General features: G+C 42.2%; 17 protein-coding genes and 1 tRNA gene. 9 read left to right on the top strand and 9 right to left on the bottom strand.

The features are described 5' to 3' along the window. Nucleotides 1–111 precede the first annotated feature (111 nt). The 5 genes from MusilaSJ_RS16925 to MusilaSJ_RS16945 all read right to left on the bottom strand — a co-directional run bounded on the left by MusilaSJ_RS16925 (nt 112) and on the right by MusilaSJ_RS16945 (nt 4,508). Nucleotides 112–1,446, bottom strand: coding sequence for a sensor histidine kinase (locus tag MusilaSJ_RS16925; protein WP_274986084.1), 1,335 nt, complete (start codon nt 1,444–1,446; stop codon nt 112–114). A gap of 4 nt (nt 1,447–1,450) precedes the next feature. Then, on the bottom strand, nt 1,451–2,134 hold the full coding sequence (locus tag MusilaSJ_RS16930) for a response regulator transcription factor (protein ID WP_110586191.1): 684 nt from the start codon (nt 2,132–2,134) through the stop codon (nt 1,451–1,453). Nucleotides 2,135–2,143: 9 nt separating this feature from the next. Then, the gene (locus MusilaSJ_RS16935) at nt 2,144–3,052 is read right to left on the bottom strand and encodes a hypothetical protein (RefSeq protein WP_274986085.1); all 909 of its coding nucleotides are present in this window, start codon (nt 3,050–3,052) and stop codon (nt 2,144–2,146) included. Next, nucleotides 3,042–3,383, bottom strand: a complete 342-nt coding sequence (locus tag MusilaSJ_RS16940; RefSeq protein WP_274986086.1) for a hypothetical protein — start codon at nt 3,381–3,383, stop codon at nt 3,042–3,044. Before MusilaSJ_RS16940 ends, MusilaSJ_RS16935 begins: the two co-directional genes overlap by 11 nt. A 186-nt stretch (nt 3,384–3,569) precedes the next feature. Beyond that, nucleotides 3,570–4,508 (bottom strand): FAD:protein FMN transferase, encoded by a 939-nt coding sequence (locus MusilaSJ_RS16945; RefSeq protein ID WP_274986087.1) that lies wholly within the window; start codon nt 4,506–4,508, stop codon nt 3,570–3,572. Between the two features lie 411 nt (nt 4,509–4,919). Between MusilaSJ_RS16945 and MusilaSJ_RS16950 the strand changes: the two genes are divergently transcribed. Beyond that, a complete protein-coding gene (locus MusilaSJ_RS16950; RefSeq protein ID WP_274986088.1) occupies nt 4,920–6,365 on the top strand; it encodes a glycoside hydrolase in 1,446 nt (481 codons plus the stop codon). A gap of 132 nt (nt 6,366–6,497) precedes the next feature. Here MusilaSJ_RS16950 and MusilaSJ_RS16955 read toward each other — a convergent pair whose 3' ends face one another. Continuing rightward, the gene (locus MusilaSJ_RS16955) at nt 6,498–6,974 is read right to left on the bottom strand and encodes an Lrp/AsnC ligand binding domain-containing protein (RefSeq protein WP_090532141.1); all 477 of its coding nucleotides are present in this window, start codon (nt 6,972–6,974) and stop codon (nt 6,498–6,500) included. A 151-nt stretch (nt 6,975–7,125) separates the two neighbouring features. Between MusilaSJ_RS16955 and MusilaSJ_RS16960 the strand changes: the two genes are divergently transcribed. Together MusilaSJ_RS16960 and MusilaSJ_RS16965 are read left to right on the top strand one after the other, a co-directional pair. Beyond that, nucleotides 7,126–7,237: transfer RNA gene (locus tag MusilaSJ_RS16960), tRNA-Asp, on the top strand. Nucleotides 7,238–7,798: 561 nt separating this feature from the next. Then, complete coding sequence (locus MusilaSJ_RS16965) at nt 7,799–11,221, top strand: ThuA domain-containing protein (protein ID WP_274986089.1); 3,423 nt, start codon at nt 7,799–7,801, stop codon at nt 11,219–11,221. Between the two features lie 164 nt (nt 11,222–11,385). Here MusilaSJ_RS16965 and MusilaSJ_RS16970 read toward each other — a convergent pair whose 3' ends face one another. Continuing rightward, complete coding sequence (locus MusilaSJ_RS16970) at nt 11,386–11,958, bottom strand: porin family protein (RefSeq protein WP_274986090.1); 573 nt, start codon at nt 11,956–11,958, stop codon at nt 11,386–11,388. 193 nt (nt 11,959–12,151) lie between these two features. Here MusilaSJ_RS16970 and MusilaSJ_RS16975 point away from each other — a divergent pair, with 193 nt between their 5' ends. The 5 genes from MusilaSJ_RS16975 (at nt 12,152) to MusilaSJ_RS16995 (ending at nt 16,861) form a co-directional block, all read left to right on the top strand. Next, nucleotides 12,152–12,367 (top strand): hypothetical protein, encoded by a 216-nt coding sequence (locus MusilaSJ_RS16975; protein WP_090532134.1) that lies wholly within the window; start codon nt 12,152–12,154, stop codon nt 12,365–12,367. Between the two features lie 63 nt (nt 12,368–12,430). Continuing rightward, nucleotides 12,431–14,182 (top strand): S41 family peptidase, encoded by a 1,752-nt coding sequence (locus MusilaSJ_RS16980; protein ID WP_342457008.1) that lies wholly within the window; start codon nt 12,431–12,433, stop codon nt 14,180–14,182. 127 nt (nt 14,183–14,309) lie between these two features. Further along, nucleotides 14,310–14,816, top strand: coding sequence for a hypothetical protein (locus tag MusilaSJ_RS16985; RefSeq protein WP_274986091.1), 507 nt, complete (start codon nt 14,310–14,312; stop codon nt 14,814–14,816). Nucleotides 14,817–15,065: 249 nt separating this feature from the next. Continuing rightward, nucleotides 15,066–15,941 (top strand): OmpA/MotB family protein, encoded by an 876-nt coding sequence (locus tag MusilaSJ_RS16990; protein WP_274986092.1) that lies wholly within the window; start codon nt 15,066–15,068, stop codon nt 15,939–15,941. A 377-nt stretch (nt 15,942–16,318) separates the two neighbouring features. Next, nucleotides 16,319–16,861: a hypothetical protein gene (locus MusilaSJ_RS16995; RefSeq protein WP_274986093.1), complete on the top strand. Its 543-nt coding sequence runs from the start codon at nt 16,319–16,321 to the stop codon at nt 16,859–16,861. 87 nt (nt 16,862–16,948) lie between these two features. On the opposite strand, the gene MusilaSJ_RS17000 is transcribed toward MusilaSJ_RS16995, so the two are convergent. After that, nucleotides 16,949–17,386, bottom strand: coding sequence for a DUF5990 family protein (locus MusilaSJ_RS17000; RefSeq protein WP_274986094.1), 438 nt, complete (start codon nt 17,384–17,386; stop codon nt 16,949–16,951). Between the two features lie 136 nt (nt 17,387–17,522). Between MusilaSJ_RS17000 and MusilaSJ_RS17005 the strand changes: the two genes are divergently transcribed. Further along, complete coding sequence (locus MusilaSJ_RS17005; RefSeq protein ID WP_090532127.1) at nt 17,523–18,179, top strand: metal-dependent transcriptional regulator; 657 nt, start codon at nt 17,523–17,525, stop codon at nt 18,177–18,179. 112 nt (nt 18,180–18,291) lie between these two features. Here the strand turns inward: MusilaSJ_RS17005 and MusilaSJ_RS17010 are convergent, their stop codons facing one another. Continuing rightward, nucleotides 18,292–18,780: a hypothetical protein gene (locus MusilaSJ_RS17010; protein WP_274986095.1), complete on the bottom strand. Its 489-nt coding sequence runs from the start codon at nt 18,778–18,780 to the stop codon at nt 18,292–18,294. Nucleotides 18,781–18,844: the final 64 nt, after the last annotated feature.

Raw genomic sequence — 18,844 nt, forward strand, 5'->3', positions numbered from 1 at the left:
AATGAAGTAAAGAATGTGTGGGTATTGATTTTTGCAACACTGCCCGATTTTTAGTACAAAGCAGCAGTAAAACTTTTGCTACAGTACAATTTGGCATGCCTTTTTGCAGTTTTAGGAAATTACTATCAACGTAGCCGGGAAAATAAGTTTAAAGGTGCTTCCTTTATCTTTTTCAGAAATTACATTGATTTCAATATCGTGAAAGGCTGCTATTGATTTTACAATAGGCAGGCCCAGTCCAAAGCTATCTTGTTGTAATGACTGTCTGAATTTTTTAAAGCGGTTAAAGATCAGCGGGATGGCGTCTTCATCTATACCGATGCCGGTATCAGCTATACTGATCATATATTTATCATTTACGGCAATGCCTGTTACCTTAATACTGCCACTCTCATGATTGTATTTAATGGCATTGTTAATAAGGTTAAAAAACAGGTTAAAGAGTAAAAATTTATTGATGTTGACAAAATGCCAGTTGTCAGGTATCGACATTTCGTAGCTGATGTTTTTATCCTGCAGGCGAATGGAGATCTCATCATAAACCTCCTGTAATAGTTCGGATACCGATACCTTGTCTTCTTTTAAAAACTGTTCGTTTTCTATCTGGGAAATGAGCAGCAGCGTTTTCGTAATGCTCTTCAACCGGTTCAGGATCTTTTGCATTTCCAATAACCTGCCTTTAAGCTCATCGTTGATATCCTCCTCCTCAAACATATTCTCGATTTTTGACTGAAGAATAGAGATCGGTGTCATAAGCTCATGCGATGCGTTGGAAATAAACTCCCGCTCTTTATGAAATTTATCCGCAATGGTTTCAATCATGTTATGGATACTGATATCCAGGTGCTGAAAATCAGATGTGGTAGTACGTACCTGCCGGTAGGTATGAAAATTAGGGAATTTTTGCCCTACAAGCTTGGTTTTAATAATAAGCCGTAAAGGCTTAAGTACATAGGTTGAATATACCTGGTCGGCCAGTACGGTCAGCAAAATCATTCCCAGCAATACCTGGAAGGCTATATTTTGCAGCGGGACACTGGTTTCATCCAAAGTATCTACACTTTTGCCAATTTCCAGCAGGTAATTTTTGTTCTTAACCTTAAAGGTATGGCTTAATATGCGATACTCTAAAGTGTCTCCCTCACTAAAAAGGCGCTTACCCCTTTTTATAGTATCCAGAAAATAATCGGGATCAACCTCATCCAGGCTGATATATTCCTCTTTAAGCGGGAGGTAGCTGCCGTAGCCTTCGCCGTTTTCGATGTAGGTTTCAATGCCCTTGCTTTTTACAATTTGCAGCAGCTTGTTTTTTTGTTTGATAAGCTTGCTGTCGACATAATTACGGCTGATATTTTTGATCAATACAGGAACAAGCAATACAAACAGTATCACAATAACCAACTTGGAGATGGCGTTAAAAAGTGTAAGTTTTGTTCCTAATTTCAAATACTCAGGCGTTGATCTTTATTTTATAGCCCAAACCGCGTACCGTTTCCAGCCAGTCGGGCGGGGCAAAGGCATTTAATTTTTTACGGATATTTTTAATATGCGCGTCAATATAATTGCTGTCGTAATCATTGTTCACCACGCTGCCCCAGATATGCTCGCTCAGCTGCATGCGGGTAAGCGTACGGTTTTTATGTAAAATTAAATAGGCTATGAGGTCAAATTCTTTTTTGGTAATGGTATTAACAACGCTGTTGTAGTAGGATATAGTACGTGCGGTAAGGTCGATCAGGAAGCCGCCCAGTTCAACAATGTTATTTTTAACCCCAAACTTACGTCTGATGATGGCTTGCATACGGCTTTGCAGCTCAAGCAACGAAAAAGGTTTAGGCAGATAATCGTCGGCGCCAAGGTCGAGGCCTTTGATCCGGTCGTTGATCTCTGCACGGGCGGTGAGTATGATACATGCCGCCTCCGAATTAGTCTTTTTTGATTCCCTGAGCAGGTCAAGGCCGTCATAATCGGGCAGGCCCAGGTCTATCAATATAAAATCATACAGATTTGTGGCAATTTTTTCGGATGCCGAAGTGCCGTCAAAACAAACCTCGCAGATATAGTTATAGTTTGAAAGAAAAATTTCCAGTTCGTGGGCAAGTGCTGTTTCGTCTTCTATTATTAAAACATTCATGTATTATGACTAATAAAAAACGTAGTAAAAAGTTAAATTATAAAATGACTCGCGCCGGTTAAGCAATACTCCTTCTACGTTAACTGGGATAGAATATTTGTACGAAAATTCAAACGTATAATGCGGCCGGTTATAAGCCACCGGGATTTTGAAGCTGTAATTAAGCATGTTGAACCGGCGGTTACGGCTCGCATAACGCGGGTCATATTGTATAGAAATATTGGCGGCCTCGTCCCTGAAATGATGATCAAGTGAATAGCGCTGAACAAAATTCTGCGTGCCCAGGATAAAATTAAAGGAAGGGTTAAAGGAAAGAAAATCCTGGTCGTCAAAAATGCTCCAGCTGCTTTCCCAGTATTTTGAATTACTTACTGTTAAAAAAATATCGTTCGATTTGCCGAAAAGATAATCAAGCACGGCGCTTGTTTTCAGGTAATGCCAATCGTATGAGTTTTTAAAATTGATATCATTTGAGGACGCCGACTTGATAACCTGCGCTGCATCCCTGGCAAAAAAGAACCGGGTATAACTTGCAGAGCCGGAAAAAGCCTTTGAAAATTTATAAAAATACCCTCCGCCCAAATCAACCTCATCGACAGGGGCATAACCCAAAACCTTAAAAGCCGAGCCATATAAAAAGATACCCGACTTGGTATTATAAATCAGATCGGCAGTAACAAAAGGATATTTTACCGGGCCGGTACGACCAAAAAACAGCACGTCGCTGCCATAACTTACCCCGGCCGAAATTGACCGTTTACGAATAATGGTGTCAGAATCGGCTACTAAGGGATGCTTACCGGCAAAAAGGCGCAAATCAGTACCTGCACCAAATGCGGTACTGCTTGCAGCTATAAAAAAAAGTAAGCAAAAGTATTTCATCAATATGGTAAATTGTTTAACCTGTTTAACTGCCATTTCTCCTCGGTATTTCGGGCGGGCGTTCCATGCCTTCGGGCCGGCGCTGCCTTTTTGGTTTGGGCTTAGGCGGTACAGCATCGTCATCAACGGTAGCCGGTTTAGCCTGCCGCTTTGCTTTGGCTATTTCTTTGATTTTTTTCTTTTCATCCTCCAGTTGCTTCTTGGTTTTGGTAGTAGTATCAGCCGCTAATGAAGTATACGACAACACACCCGGATTTTTGTTACCGGCATGAGTAAATGCATCAATGTTTTTTGTAAGGGCATTGGCAAATGATATACGTGTTGCAAATATCAATAACAGGACAATATACGCAAACCACTTTATCATTGAGGAGAAGAAAAGGTAAAAATAAGGCTCAAATAAAGGTCAATTTAAATGTTTACACCAAAATGAGAAAGGTACAACAAATAACAATTCATTTGCAGGAGCACTTGTAAAAATGCCGATGCAAATGAATTATAACAGATCACAATTATGATGGAAGGTTTATGAGTGTACTTTAATGTTTGAAAGTCAGAGAACGATGTCTTTTGACGGATAAACCCGGTTTTGGTCATCAATAATAACGCAGGCAACCTGGTTAAGCTGATTGATCATGTATAAGCCGGCATTAACACCTATGGTGAGTATTGGCGTGGCCAAGGCGTCGGCAAATTCGGCGGTAGGGCTAAGGATGCTCACGCTTGTAATACCGCTAACCGGAAAACCTTTTTTAGGGTTAAATACGTTGGTGAATTTTTTATTGCTAATGCTTGCATATTTTTCGGCATTAACCGACGTAGCAAAAGCAAGGTTACTGATTTCCAAATCAGCAAAGGGTTGGCTTAGCTGGCTAATGTCGGCATCGGCAACAGTCCAGGGCTGCAGGTTTGGCTGTAAGCCCCATGCAAGCAGGTCACCGCCAAAATTGATCACGCCGCTGCTTACGCCGTTCATTTGCAACACAAATTTAGCCCTGTCGGCAGCGTAGCCTTTGCCGTTTGCGCCAAAACCTATGCGCATCCCTTTTTCTTTCAGAAAAACAGTTTGTTTTACAGCATCAAGCACTATGTTTTTGTAGCTGGCCAGCGGAAGCGTACGTTTGGCGGTTTTTACCGAAGCGTTTTCGGCAGGGGTTTCGTTAAACGCGTTGTCTGCCAGGTAAGTAATATCAAAAGCGCCGTAAGTAAGTTCTGATATTTGCAGTGCCCTGTTAATGAGCCTGAATGTTTCACCATCGGCTTTAACCGGGGCAACACCGGCATTACGGTTTATGTGGTTGATGCTGCTGTCATCGCTAAAAGCCGAAAGCAGTTTTTCAACCCTGTTAATTTCATCAATGGCAATGTCAATTTGCTCATCGGCCAGCAGGGGGTTATTGCCCACTACACTAATCTCAAATTTATCGCCCATTAAACGTATGTTGCGTTTGTAGACTGTTAAATTATCGGTTAAAGTTTTTATAGCCAGCATAATAATAATCTTTTAAGTATCTAAAAATGAACACACAATGCACCGTAAATTACCTTACGCGAGTTTGATCAATTACGCTACATCACTCCTTTACAAAAACTAAAGTAGCGGCGCTTTATGAAATTGAGATGAAAAAGGCTTTTTAATTAATATAATTAACTGATTTTGACATTTTTTAACACTTAAATGATAAAAAGAGTTAAAGCGGACAGAAGCGCTAACTGAAGAGGGCAGTGTTGAAGCAACATCGAAATAAAATATCTTTTTTCCTCTGCTTTTATAAATCTTCAGCAGGATATGGTGTTGAAGATCTTGAAAGTAATATAGTCCATATAAAACCTGATTATGTCCATTTATCAGCTTGTTTTATTATCGATAATTACGGACCAATTATCAATCAAAGAAAAGTTTATGAGAAAGAATCAAATCCTTTCAGCAATAGCTGTGGCACTGGCTTGCGCTATTTTGTCCTGTCGTAAAAATGCTGTGCCTCCTGCACAGCAGCGAGTGAATCAGCCAGTTATAAATTCCGTTCAAAGCGGGGGAAGCATAACTGTAGGAATAGGAAGCCCTCTCCAGAAGATTGACCTTATAGGGGCGGGTTGCTACTTTTATAGCGGGCATCTGGTAAACGGGATAACTAATTTTACTGATGCAAGCAACTGGCTTTGGCACGACCTTAATGTAAACGTTTTTAAAATTGTACTTAGAGCTGATGGAGTGGAGGATGTGAATGATAACACAGACCCGAATAACACAGATTTTTCTAAATTTAATTTTACCGGCAATTCTAACCTTGTTGATCAGATAACAGCGTTAAAGAAAGCGCAGCTTATAAATCCGGGAATCAAAGTCTGGGCTATTGTATTATCTCCGCCTAAATATCTGAAGACTAACAATAGCGTTAATAATGGAGGAACGCTTAATGCCAGTGTAACAAATGCTTATAGCGAATTCGGCGAATTTTTGTATGCTCATATTAAAAATCTAAAAGACAATGGAATAACTGTTAATTATTTGAGCTTAATGAATGAACCCGATTACCCGTCTTCGGGTATAGCATATGAATCGGCGGAGTTTACCACAGCTCAAGCCCAAAGTGTATATACAAGCACTGCCGGATGGCTTAAAACTAAATTACAGTCATTGAGTATCGCTGTACCTGTTTTTGCATCTCCGGATTGTATTGATGTAACCCATACCGGATCATATGTTTCGGGGCTTAACGCTTCGGGGAACGTAAACCTTTTCACTACTCATCAATATTTCAATAGTTCTGCTGCTAATTTTTCAGCAGCCTCTTCATCAGCGGGTGCAAAGGGCCTGTATATGACGGAGTGGCACGCGGGCTTTGGTATGGGAACCACACCGGATGAATTAACGGCCGCCCTTGACCTGGTTAATAAATTTCACGATGCTTTTAGGGGCGGAGCCAGGGGCTGGCTGTATTTTGAATGGGGTAATCCTGAAACTAATTTTGGCGGACTGCTGTATACTCCCTGGGGGGCACCGGCGGTACGAAAGAAAAACTACTACGTTTTTCAACAATATACGGCTAACCTGCTTAACGAAAATTATATTCCTACAACATTAGCCGGTATTACGAACTTTGGAGCGGATAACGTAAGCGCTTTTACAACCTCAAACAAGGCCGATATTAATGTAGTTAACTGGAATACCGATCCCCAAAACAGGGTTAGGCTGTACTTTGGCGGCAATATAAGTACAATAAGGATTTACAGGACCAGTGCAACAGAAAATAACGTGGCGGTTTGGAGCCAGGATAATGTGAATCAAAATTATTATGATGTTGATTATGCCGGAAAATCTTTCACTACAGTAAGGGTGACATGGTAATCGGGGCATGAATCTTCCCTTTTCACGTTCTATAGTCCGTTTTTTGGTAATTCAATTTAAGGTTTTCATAAACAAACGCCTATAGCCCGGTAAAAACCAGGCTATAGGCGTTTCAATAATTTGAGTAAAAATTTATTCCAGCGTTATTTGCCTCCTGATACTTTCTTCAAGCGAAATGAAGGTTTCGGTACGTTGAATCCCTCTTACGCCCTGGATCTGCTCGTTCAAAACTTCACGCAGGTGAGTGGTATCATGACATACAATTTTAGCAAAAATGCTCCATTCGCCGGTAGTGTAATGCAGCTCGACAATTTCTTTAATTGTTTTTAACTGCTTTACAGCTTCATTATACTGTGATCCTTTTTCGAGGTAAATACCCAGGAATGCAGTGATGTCATATCCTAACTTTTGCGGATCTACCTCAAGGCTGGCCCCTTTTATTACACCCATCTCCTCTAACTTTTTCATCCGCACGTGTATGGTTCCGCCAGAAACAATCAACTCTTTAGCTATCTCGGTGTATGGAGTGGTAGCATTTTTCATTAATATTGATAAAATCTGGATGTCAAGATTATCAATTTCTAAATTTTGAGCTTTTCTGTGGGACATAAATTTGAATATCTATATTGAAATACAAGTTTAATTAAAATTCGATTAAAAATAAAATATTTTTGTTGAAATATTTGCAAGAAATAGATAGTCCTATTAAATTTGTATCAAGCAAAAGGGAAATGCTTAATGTTCTTTAAAGTAAAAACAATGTTGGGTGGTGAAATTTTTGGCAGACACACCTCCTTGTCCCGGTGGCGGAGATCATGGAAAACCCGAAGCGGGCTAACCACTCTGTGAAGGTTCGAATCCTTCCCCAACAGCAAGTTTAAGTACAAAGTCAGAAGTTTTAAGTCAAAAGACTTAGAACTTCTGACTAACGACTTCAGACTTACAACACTGTAGGATGGTGAAATTTTTGGCAGACACACCTCCTTGTCGCGGTGGCGGAGAAATTGGGAAACTTTTAGCAATAAAAATAACCACTCCGTGAAGGTTCGACTCCTTCTCCTACAGCTCTTCTCATAATTTAGGTTTATAATTGGTTAGTAAAGGCCCCTGCCCATCAGGGGCTTTGCTGTTTTTATAGGTTTTTTAAACCGCATTCTCCAAAATATTAACATCATCCGGGTGTCTTCACAGGCAACCTGCCAAAAAAAAGCAGGAAAAGAAATAAACTTTCTGGATATGTTGGGCGCAGTAAAAAACCGTCAAAATTACAGTAAAAAATAATGTGTCATTTTTACACATTGGGTATTGTTTCGTAAAGATTTAGTTATAAATTTGGTAGGCAGCAATTTATTGCAATCGATTGTGGTATATTGCTGCTGTAAGTCCTGAAACCGATCCGAACACCAATTAACCCAATCTGCAATTAAGTCGATATGAAAAAAATCGTCCTGATGGTTCTTGTGGCATTCAGCTGCATTTACTTATCCTGTAACAAAACACGCCCCAATAAACCGCGCGTGCTTATCTTTTCAAAAACCATGGGCTTTCACCATGCATCCATCGATGCAGGTATAGCCGCTATCAAAAAGCTTGGCGCCGAAAATGGCTTTGAGGTAGACACTACAAAAAACTCGGCCATGTTTAACGAGGACACCCTCAAAAAGTATTCAACCGTTATTTTCTTAAGCACTACTGCCGATGTACTTGACTACAGGCAGGAAGCAGCCTTTGAACGTTATATCCAGGCGGGAGGCGGTTATGTAGGCATTCACGCCGCCGCTGATACCGAATATGACTGGGGGTGGTATGGTCGCCTGGTTGGCGCCTGGTTTTATGACCACCCGGGTATCCACGATAAAAACCCGAATGTACAGCCCGGCACTTATAATATAGTTGATGCCAACAACGATGCAACTAAAGATTTGCCTAAAGTATGGAAACGTACCGATGAGTTTTACAGTTTCCGCAAGCCATTGGCCGGGGATGTGCATGTGCTCATCACCCTTGACGAAAACAGCTACAAAGGCGGTAAACGTATGGGCAACCACCCCGCCACCTGGTATCATGATTTCGACGGCGGTCGTGCGTTTTATACAGCCATGGGCCATACCGACGAAAGTTATAAAGAAGCAGGCTACCTGAAAATGCTGCTTGCCGGTATTAAATATGCCATAGGCGAAAATAAAGAATTGGATTACAGCAAGGCTAAAACCCAATTGCCACCCGATGAAGATCGCTTTAAAAAAACACAATTATCAACCGGCGAGTTTTTTGAACCTACCGAAATGACCGTGTTGCCGAACCTGGATATTATGGTGATCCAGCGCCGCGGCGAGATCATGCTGTACAAGCACGATACCCAGAAGGTAAAACAGGTTGGTTTTTTTGATGTGTATTGGAAAGCCCATGTGCCCAACGTGAATGCTGAAGAAGGAATGCTTGGCCTGGCTAAAGACCCAAACTTTGAAAAAAACAATTGGATCTATATTTATTACAGCCCGGCTGATAGCTCGGTGAATCGCCTTTCGAGGTTTACTTTTAAAAATGATACGCTGGATAAAAAGACTGAGAAGGTTATTTTGGAAGTAAAAGCACAGCGCGATATCTGCTGTCATACAGGCGGTTCAATTGCCTTTGGTCCTGGCCCCGATAGAATGCTGTTTTTATCGGCAGGTGACAATTCGACCCCGTTTGATGAAAAGGGGCAGAAATATGTAACCAGCGGTTATGCCCCGGTGGATGACAGGCCCGGCCACTTACAGTTTGATGCACGCCGCTCGGCAGGTAATACCAACGATTTGCGGGGTAAGATCATGCGGATTAAAGTTAATGACGATGGTACTTATGATATCCCCGAAGGTAACCTGTTCCCGAAAGGAACGCCAAAAACCCGCCCCGAAATTTATGTAATGGGCGACAGGAACCCATACCGCATCTCGGTAGATCAGAAGAACGGCTACCTGTACTGGGGCGAAGTTGGCCCTGATGCTCATAATGACAGCCTTGACAACCGTGGCCCCATGGGTTACGACGAGGTTAACCAGGCAAAAAAAGCGGGCAACTTTGGCTGGCCGTATTTTGTGGGCGATAACAAGCCATACCATATTTATGATTATGCTACAGGCAAATCGGGGCCGACATTTGATCCTAAACACCCGGTTAATAATTCGCGTAATAACACCGGCTTAACCGATCTGCCGCCGGCACAGTCAGCGTTTATCTGGTATCCTTATGGCCCATCGGCTGATTTTCCGCAGGTTGGCGCAGGCGGCAGGAACGCTATGGCCGGCCCGGTTTATTATACAGACATGTTCCCGGAAGATACCCGCCTGCCTGATTATTATAATGGCAAGTTTTTGGCATACGACTGGATGCGCGGCTGGATAAAAGCCATCACGCTAACTCCTGAAGGCGATTTTGATAAAATGGAGCCATTCTTCCCCAAACTGAAAGTAAACTCCATGATTGACATGGAGGTTGGCCCCGATGGCAGGCTTTACGGCCTGGAATATGGCAGCGGCTGGTTCTCGCATAACCCCGATGCAGGCCTGTTCCGCATTGACTATATCTCCGGAAACCGCCCGCCCGAAATTTCATCGTTCAAGGCTGATAAAACTTCAGGTGTGCTGCCGTTTACAGTTAAGCTCGCAGTTAAAGCTCAGGATCCTGAAAAAGACAATGTTTCTTATACATGGAACCTGGGTAATGGTGTGACCAAAGAAAGTACAACGCCAACATTAAGCTATACTTACACTACTGCAGGCGATTATAAAATTATCGTTGAAGCAAAAGACGACAAAGGCATATCGAGCAAAAGTGCACCTGTTAGCATATATGCCGGCAATGAACAGCCAACGGTTACCATCGCTATTACAGGCGGCAACAAGTCATTTTACCTGCCTGGTGTGCCGTTCAAATATGCGGTTAACGTAACCGATGGGCCCGACACCAAAGCGGTAGATCCAAAACGCATTTACGTTGGGCTTGATTATATCGAAGGCTTCGACAAAGCGCAATCGGCTGCGCAGCATGAGCAGGGCGAGCCCGAAAACCGCGGCAAAACCCTCATGCTTACTATGGATTGCAAAAGCTGCCACAAAGAAGATGGCAAATCCATAGGCCCATCATTTGTTCAGGTTGCGGCCAGGTACAAAAAAGACCCTAACGCCATGGCTAAGCTTACCCAAAAGGTAATTAAAGGAGGGGCCGGCGTTTGGGGTGAAACAGCCATGTCTGCCCATCCAAACATTAAGCAGGGCGACGTTGATCAGATCATTAACTGGGTACTTTCGCTCGATAACAGCAGTCAAAAGCCATCGTTAGCGGCATCGGGCACTATCTTGCCTGCTCCGCCCGAAAAACAACAAGCGGCAGCGCTGGTATTATCGGCTAAATACACCGATGATGGCGGGAATGACATTAAGAAATTAACCGGAAGCAGCATAGTATCATTAAACAGCAGTACCTACCTGTTTAAAGGCACTGAGAAATTCAACGGGTTTACAGCCTTTAAATACAACGGTATTAATCTGATGATCTATCCGCCAACCGAAGGCTGGTTTGAGCTGGACAACATCGATCTTACCGGTGTACGTTCCATTAACCTTACCAATTTCTGGCAGGCACCGCCAAGCGCGCCGCTTAATTTTGAAGTAAGACTTGATTCGGAAACAGGTACACTTGCAGGCAAAGGCAGTATGCCGGTGCCGGGCAAAGATGCAAAAGGTGGCGCCGTTCATGTAACGCTTACGCCGGTAACGGATGGCAAAATGCACAAGCTGTTCTTTATTTATAAACCGGCAGGTAAAGCCGCTATGACAGCCGGTGTAACATCGGTAGTATTTAGTGCGAAGTAACCCGGCCTCCTCTAAATCTCCCCCAGAAGGGGAGACTTCAAAAAAGCAAAGCCCTCTCCTTTGGAGAGGGTTGGGTGAGGCTTATAATAAAATGGCCAGGCAGGTTAACCCGTCTGGCCATTTTACATTCCCAAAGTTCGTGTCCTCACGACCTTTATTCAAGCTTAAAAAATCTTAAAGCCCACACTCAGTGCCCAAAGATTCTGACGTTTGGCAAAGCTATCGCTAACTTTGGTTAAACCGCCTTCGTAACGCAAATCGGCAGTGATTGAGCCGATATCAACACCGGCACCGGCCTGGAAACCAATATTGCTTTTGTTAAAATCATTGAATGCATTACCTACGTTATTACTTACGCTGGTGCTTTGATCAAGCGTGTAAGTATAAATAGGCCCTGCCATAATGCGGAAGTTCAGGTCTTTTTGGCCAAATGACTTACCAATCAATAACGGCACATTGAGGTTAGTGAACCTTACTTTGCCGCTAAAAGCGGTGTTATTATCATTCGATTCAAATTTACCACCGGTGCCGCTCAGGTAAAGCTCTGGCTGTAAGTAAACGCCGTTGCCTACGCGGGCAAATAAACCGGCCTGGTAGCCAGTCAGGTTTTTGTCGTTAAAATTATCGGAGCCAATTTTTGAAAAATTGACACCACCCTTTACGCCTAAAGAAAATTGTGCTTTTGCACTGATGCTTACAGCTATCAGTAATACTGCACTTAATAGATACTTTTTCATACTTTTCGATGTTAAATGTAAAGCCGTAAACGCACATCATCCTTTAAAATTGTATACAGCCCTACGCTATTAATTTACTTTGGTTATAACCCGGCCCATATTTGAGCCGTATTAGGTATTATCAATACACGAGCCAAACAATTAACAGCAGCAACTTGGTATTTTTTATATTTTTGCTGAAAATAAATTGAACATGGCTGAAATCAGTATTACAAACAAGGATTGGGAACGCGTAAAAATTAAGATTCAACGTAAATACAACCACCTTACAGACGAGCAGTTGAAATACAGCGAAGGACAGGAAGAAAGCTTGATTACCAAACTGATGGACCTGGTGAACCGTGATCGTAAATATGTGGTTTTCACCCTGAAAAAGGCCCTGGTTAATATTGATACCAACCGACTGTAAAATAGACACTGCGGTTATACAAACTGGATAGCTTTTTTGTATTTTTATTTTTTTCGAGGATAAATGATGAAACAGGGTTTAGTGTTCAAAAAAGAATACAAAAGAGCAGGCTTATTTGCAGGTATTGCATTGCTGGCCGCGGGTATAGTGGGTTTTAATGACGACCTGTTCCAGATTTCGAAGAACCTTGATGTTTTTGCCTCTGTTTATAAAGAGGTTAATATCAATTATGTTGATGATATCAATTCGGCTAAGCTGGTCAAAACAGGTGTTGATGCCATGCTCGAGGGCCTTGATCCTTATACCGAGTTTGTGCCCGAATCGGAAATTGAAGACTATAAGCTGCATTACGTAAGTACCCAGTATGGCGGCATTGGTGCGAGTATTTTTTTGCGTAACGGTAAAGTATTTGTATCGGAAGTGTTTGCGGGCTTCCCGGCCCAAAAAGGAGATGTACACCCCGGGGATCAGCTCCTGAAGATAAACGATGTTGACCTTAACGGTAAAAATAATGATCAGGTGAGCCAGCTGCTTAAAGGCTCAAAGGGTGCTGCCATAAAACTGTTCATCAAACGCGATAATACACCTCAGCCATTTGAAAAGAACCTGGTCCGTGACGAGATTAAACAGCCTAATGTATCGTACTTTGGCATGGTTGATGGCAACATGGGATACATTAAACTGGATAAGTTCCTCGAAAATTCGGCTGCCGAAGTTACCAATGCGCTCATCGAGTTAAAAAAGAAAAATCCCAACGGCATCATCCTTGATCTTCGCTCAAATGGCGGCGGCATACTACAGGAAGCCGTAAAAATAGTGAATCTTTTTGTGCAGAAAGATGTGGAGATCGTATCGCAAAAAGGGAAGATAAAGGAAAAGAACTTTACTTATAGTACCATCAGCGCGCCGCTTGAACCTGATTTGCCTTTGGTTGTATTGGTTAACAGCCATTCCGCATCGGCAAGTGAAATTGTTGCCGGCGCCCTGCAGGACCTCGACCGCGCGGTGATCATCGGGCAGCGCAGTTACGGCAAAGGCCTGGTACAGCAAACGTTCAATTTACCATATAACAGCCTGGTAAAAATTACCATCGCCAAATACTATGTGCCTTCGGGCCGTTGTATCCAGGAACTGGATTATACCCACCGTAAGGATGACGGCAGCGTGGTAAAGGTAGCTGATTCGCTGATCCATGAATTTAAAACAAAAAACGGTCGTTCTGTTTATGACGGCAGCGGCATTTACCCGGACCTGTTTATCAAACAGGAAAAATTTGCTAACGTTACCCAGGCATTGGTGGGCAAACTGCTGATATTTGATTATGCCACCGTTTACCGCGATAAGCACGCTAAAATTGCCGACGCCCGTTCGTTTACGCTATCTGATGGCGAATACAATGACTTTATAAAATACCTGGCCGATAAAAACTATAGCTATACCACCACATCCGAAAAATTATTAACCACCTTAAAAGTTGAAGCCACTAAGGATAAACAGTTCAACGATATCCAGGCTGAGTATGAAGGGTTGAAAACCAAACTTATCGCCAGCAAAAAGAACGACCTTGTTCAACATAAAGACGAAATAAAACAAGTACTTGAAAACGAAATAGCGTCACGCTATTACTATGAAAAAGGCCGTTACGAAACCAACTTTAAATACGATAAGGAACTTGCACAGAGCGTAAAAACCATGCAGGATAAAGCCCAGCTGGCATCAATACTAAAAGGCGAAGGCAGCTATAAAGTTATCGGAAAACCTGTACTGGCCATGGCAGCTAAAAAAGCAGCCGATAAAGATGACGACGACGAATAGTTTTGATTATCAGTCGATTTTTTTTAACTAAAGCATTGTAACCAATTAGTTACCCGTTGCAACATGTAACGGGTTAAACTTTTATGCACGGTTATTGTCATACCTACAAATAAAACAATAACACAACATGAAAAAGATAATTTTAACAGTTGCTATTTTATTAAGCAGCTTAACTGTAAAAATAGCCGGCGCCCAAATAAGCTTAAATATTAATATCGGTAGCCAACCTGCCTGGGGCCCGGTAGGTTATGACCACGTAGATTATTATTACCTGCCCGATATTGATTCTTATTACGATATCAATGCCCACCAGTATGTTTATTTTGACAATAATGTTTGGGTTCATGGGGCCATGTTGCCGCCACGTTTTGGTAACTATGATGTATATCGCAGCTACAAGGTAGTAGTTAACGAGCGCACCCCTTGGGTTAGGAACGATGTTTACAAACGTAAATATGCTTCATACAAAGGCCGTCATGATCAGGTTGTAATTCGTGATAGCCACGATGAAAAATATCGTAACCATTGGGTTGAACGTAAAACCGTGCGCAGGGTTGACGTAAAACACAAATCAAACGGTAATAAACGCGGACATGATGGTCATGACAAACACGGCAATGGGCACCGCGATTAAGTTTTTGTATTGTTATAATTTTGATTGTTTTTATGAAGGACTGTCCTCTAAAAAGGACGGTTCTTTTTCTTTAAATCCCCGCTGTATCTTCAAGGCAGGCATAGCCGGCCTTCGGCACAAAAGTTGCCCCGTTATGTCACATTCCGGTTAACTTTAATAGTTTACCTGCATAGGTTAGCTATAAACGGACATTATATTCGTTACTTAGTTAACCGATTTATTGTTAAACGATTTAAATCAAATTACACTATGAAATACCGAATATCCATTTTGGCCCTGCTTGTAACAGCAGTATTAGGCCAAAGCTGCGTAAGCAGCAAAAAGTACAAAGAGCTGGATGCTAATTACACCCAATTGCAAAACAGCACCAAAGACCTGAGCATAAAATACCAAACCAGCGAACAGGCCCTTGCAGTAGCACGTAGCCGTAACAAAAGCCTTGAAGAGCAAATTGAGTTACAAAAAACAAATGTAGCCGCTTTGCAGGATGCCTTGAACAAATGTTTAAATTCAAGCAGCCAGGGCAATGTGAACATATCAAAGCTGGTTGATGAGATCAACGCTTCAAACCGCTACATACAGCAGCTGGTTAACGCTAAAAACAAAAGCGATTCGCTTAATATGGTGTTAACTAACAACCTTACCCGCTCATTAACTCCGCAGGAAACCCAGGATGTTGATGTAAAGGTGTTAAAAGGAGTGGTTTACATTTCATTATCTGATAACATGCTGTATAAATCGGGCAGTTATGAAATATCTGATAAGGCAGGTGCTACTTTAAGCAAGATAGCCAAGATCATTATGGACTATAGCAATTATGACGTGCTGATAGAAGGTAACACAGATAATGTCCCTATTTCGCAGAAAAATATCCGTAACAACTGGGATTTAAGTGCTTTACGTGCCTCATCAGTGGTGCAGGCCCTGCAAACCACTTACCAGGTTGATCCTAAACGTTTAACTGCCGGTGGCCGCGGTGAGTATAATCCTATCGCGGATAACTCAACCCCGACAGGTAAAGCGCAAAACAGGCGTACTCAAATTATCATAACACCAAAATTGGATCAGTTTATGGATCTGATAGGCAAAGCGCCAGCCGATCAGCCTGCGCCGCCTAAACAATAATTTTTAGTTTGACTATCAATATTTCAAGCCACCCGGTTAGGGTGGCTTTTTTTATGCGGTTATTTTCGTATGTTTTAGCAGACAGTATGGCAAGGGCTAAAACAGGGTGCCGGAAGGACCGGAAAGCTTTTATTTGTCATATAATTATTAACCAAATGATAACAAAATGCAGTTTTTTTAATTGAAAATATTGCTCATTTAATTAAGACGGAAAATAGCTAACGCTTGCTGTATTAGAATTAATTGAGCTTACTTCAACATACTATGGCTGCCATTACAATGGCATTTGTTTTGAATAAATGGAGCAACAGATATTAAGACAGGTTAAACCATGGGCTTTAACCATAGTCATATAAATATAACTTATTACACGCGTTATGAAAAAGATGATTTTATCGGCAGTTATTTTGTTAAGCTGCTTCACTGCAAAAATAGCTTCTGCACAGGTTAGTATTGGTTTAGGGATCAACATAGGCAGCCAGCCTGATTGGGGCCCTGTAGGATATGATTATGTAAATTACTATTACATGCCTGATATTGATGCTTACTACGATGTGCCAACCCATAATTATGTTTACTATGAAAACAACGTATGGGTACACCGCAGGTATTTACCTGTAAGGTATCGTAACTACAATGTTTACAGTGGCTACAAGGTGGTAATAAATGATCGTAACCCATGGATGCGTAACGCATACTACAGGAACCATTATTCTGGCTATCGCGGCCGTCACGACCAGGTGATTATCCGTAACAGCCGTGATGTAAGATATGCCAATCACTGGCGCGGTGGCGACCGCGGATGGCACGGCGGTAACCCAAACAGAGGCGGATGGCACGGTGGCGGTGATCATGGTCATGGTGGCGGTCACGGTGGTGGCGGCGGACATGGTCATGGCGGTGGTCACGGACATCACTAATAAACATTATTATATAGCAAATAGGCTTCCTGAAAAGGAGGCTTATTTTGTTTCCAGGGTATATCTATAAGTTAATTGGGGCCCGGTTTAAGGCATATTTACTTTCCAACCTTCAAATGGTTTGACCGTAGCACAAATGGGACTACCGTCTTTTGCTGTCCCCGAAAAGCTCGTTATAAGGAATGCCGCCGAATGATGACTAAGCTGGGTTATCATGTCCCAGGTTACTCCGGAAAGTGGAACTTTAACTCTGCGGCTCCAGCCTCCCACCTGCCCCGCATATTCACCAACGTCAATATACATGAACTGACTTGCGGGCTTCCCCTGTACATACGGCCCTGAAAATCGAGGTTCGTTAATCTTCTGCGGATCGCTTTTTAATTGGATCGTGAGATTAAATTGCATATCCAGCTCATCAGATCGTTGTGTTTGAATCGTTTCATATCTGTTTCCGCTACCCTTTTGAATTCCGAAATCTACCCCCACCGGGGGATTTTGCAGAATAATACAAAGTTGAATATCCATATACAATTATAATTAAAACCAATCTTCAAAAGTTTTATCCGGGGTATTTTCTTTTAAGCTGGGGTGCTACCTAACGTTCAGCATGTAATAAGCGTTTTACTTTTGCTTATGTTTGTATTTATCAAATTGATTACTGATGTATACGCTTTCGGAAGAAAACTATTTAAAAGCTATTTATCGCCTTGCATTACAAGGAAAGGATTTTAAAATCACGCCCACCGCCATTGCCGAATCATTGAGCAATAACCCAGCCTCGGTGGTAGATATGATCCGAAAGCTTACCGAAAAGCAATTGATAGAATATGATAAAAAAAATGGCGTAAGGTTAACCCAGCAGGGCTTAAAGGATGCTACATTAATTGTACGCCGGCATCGCCTTTGGGAAGTTTTTTTACTGGAGAAATTAGGCTATCACTGGGATGAGATCCATGACATTGCCGAAGAACTGGAACACATTAACGATGCCACCCTTGCCGACAGGCTGGACAAATTCCTGGGCTTTCCTGAATATGACCCGCATGGCGACCCTATACCTAAGGCGAATGGTAAAGTGCCCAAATCCTATTCCGTAAGCCTTTCTGAGCTTAAACCTGGTGCCCAAAGCCATGTTGCCGCCGTGCGTGACACCAGCAGTTCATTTTTGCAATACCTTCAACGGCTGAACATAGGTATAGGAACAAAAATTCAGTTGATTGAAAAAATTCCGTACGACAGTTCGCTGGTGATAAAAATTGAAAACCGCGGGGACACCACGGTTTCGCAAAAGTTTGGCGAGAATATATTAGTAGATTAAGCTTAAAGCAGAAAGCCGAAGGCTTAAAGCTTTGGAGAAAAAGAGCAGAATGTTTAAAGCTGCCTGTAAGTTAAAAAGCTTTTAGCTTTCTGCCTTCGGCTTTCAGCTCAAACTAAGGTTTCCCCGTTACTCTTGATGATTCGGCAAGTTCACCGTCAACGTCTACATCAAAGTAGAGGCGGTAGATCTCCCATTCATTTTTGGGTTTGTAAAACATAAACGTCATGCGGGCCGGTTGGCCTTCGTGTTTAAGCAGATAGCTGTACAGTACCAGGCTGTTTGAAGCCTTGCGTTGCATGATCAGATCCTTGCCGAGATATTTGCCTATTACACTTCGCATGGAATCTATTTTGACAATAATCCCGGTAAGCCGGGTTGAATCCATTTGCTTGTTGCTTTTAAAAATATCAATCACTGCGCGGGCTGTGCCTTGCTTGTCGTATTCTTTAAAAAACTTATCAATGAAGGTTTGTACCCCGGTTACCGGAGCCGCGGCCGGAGTTGCCGCCTGGGTTTGTGCCGAGGCAACATTGCCAGTGAATACCAGCGCCGATACAATAAAAAATAAGGGTTTAAATGCTTTAAAGTAGGTGTATCGCATGTTCAAAAATGTTAATTTTTAAAAGTAGGCATTTTTGTAAAAATATTTTTGGCGGCAGCGTAAA

It is taken from the genome of Mucilaginibacter sp. SJ, assembly GCF_028993635.1.
Taxonomy (GTDB): domain Bacteria; phylum Bacteroidota; class Bacteroidia; order Sphingobacteriales; family Sphingobacteriaceae; genus Mucilaginibacter.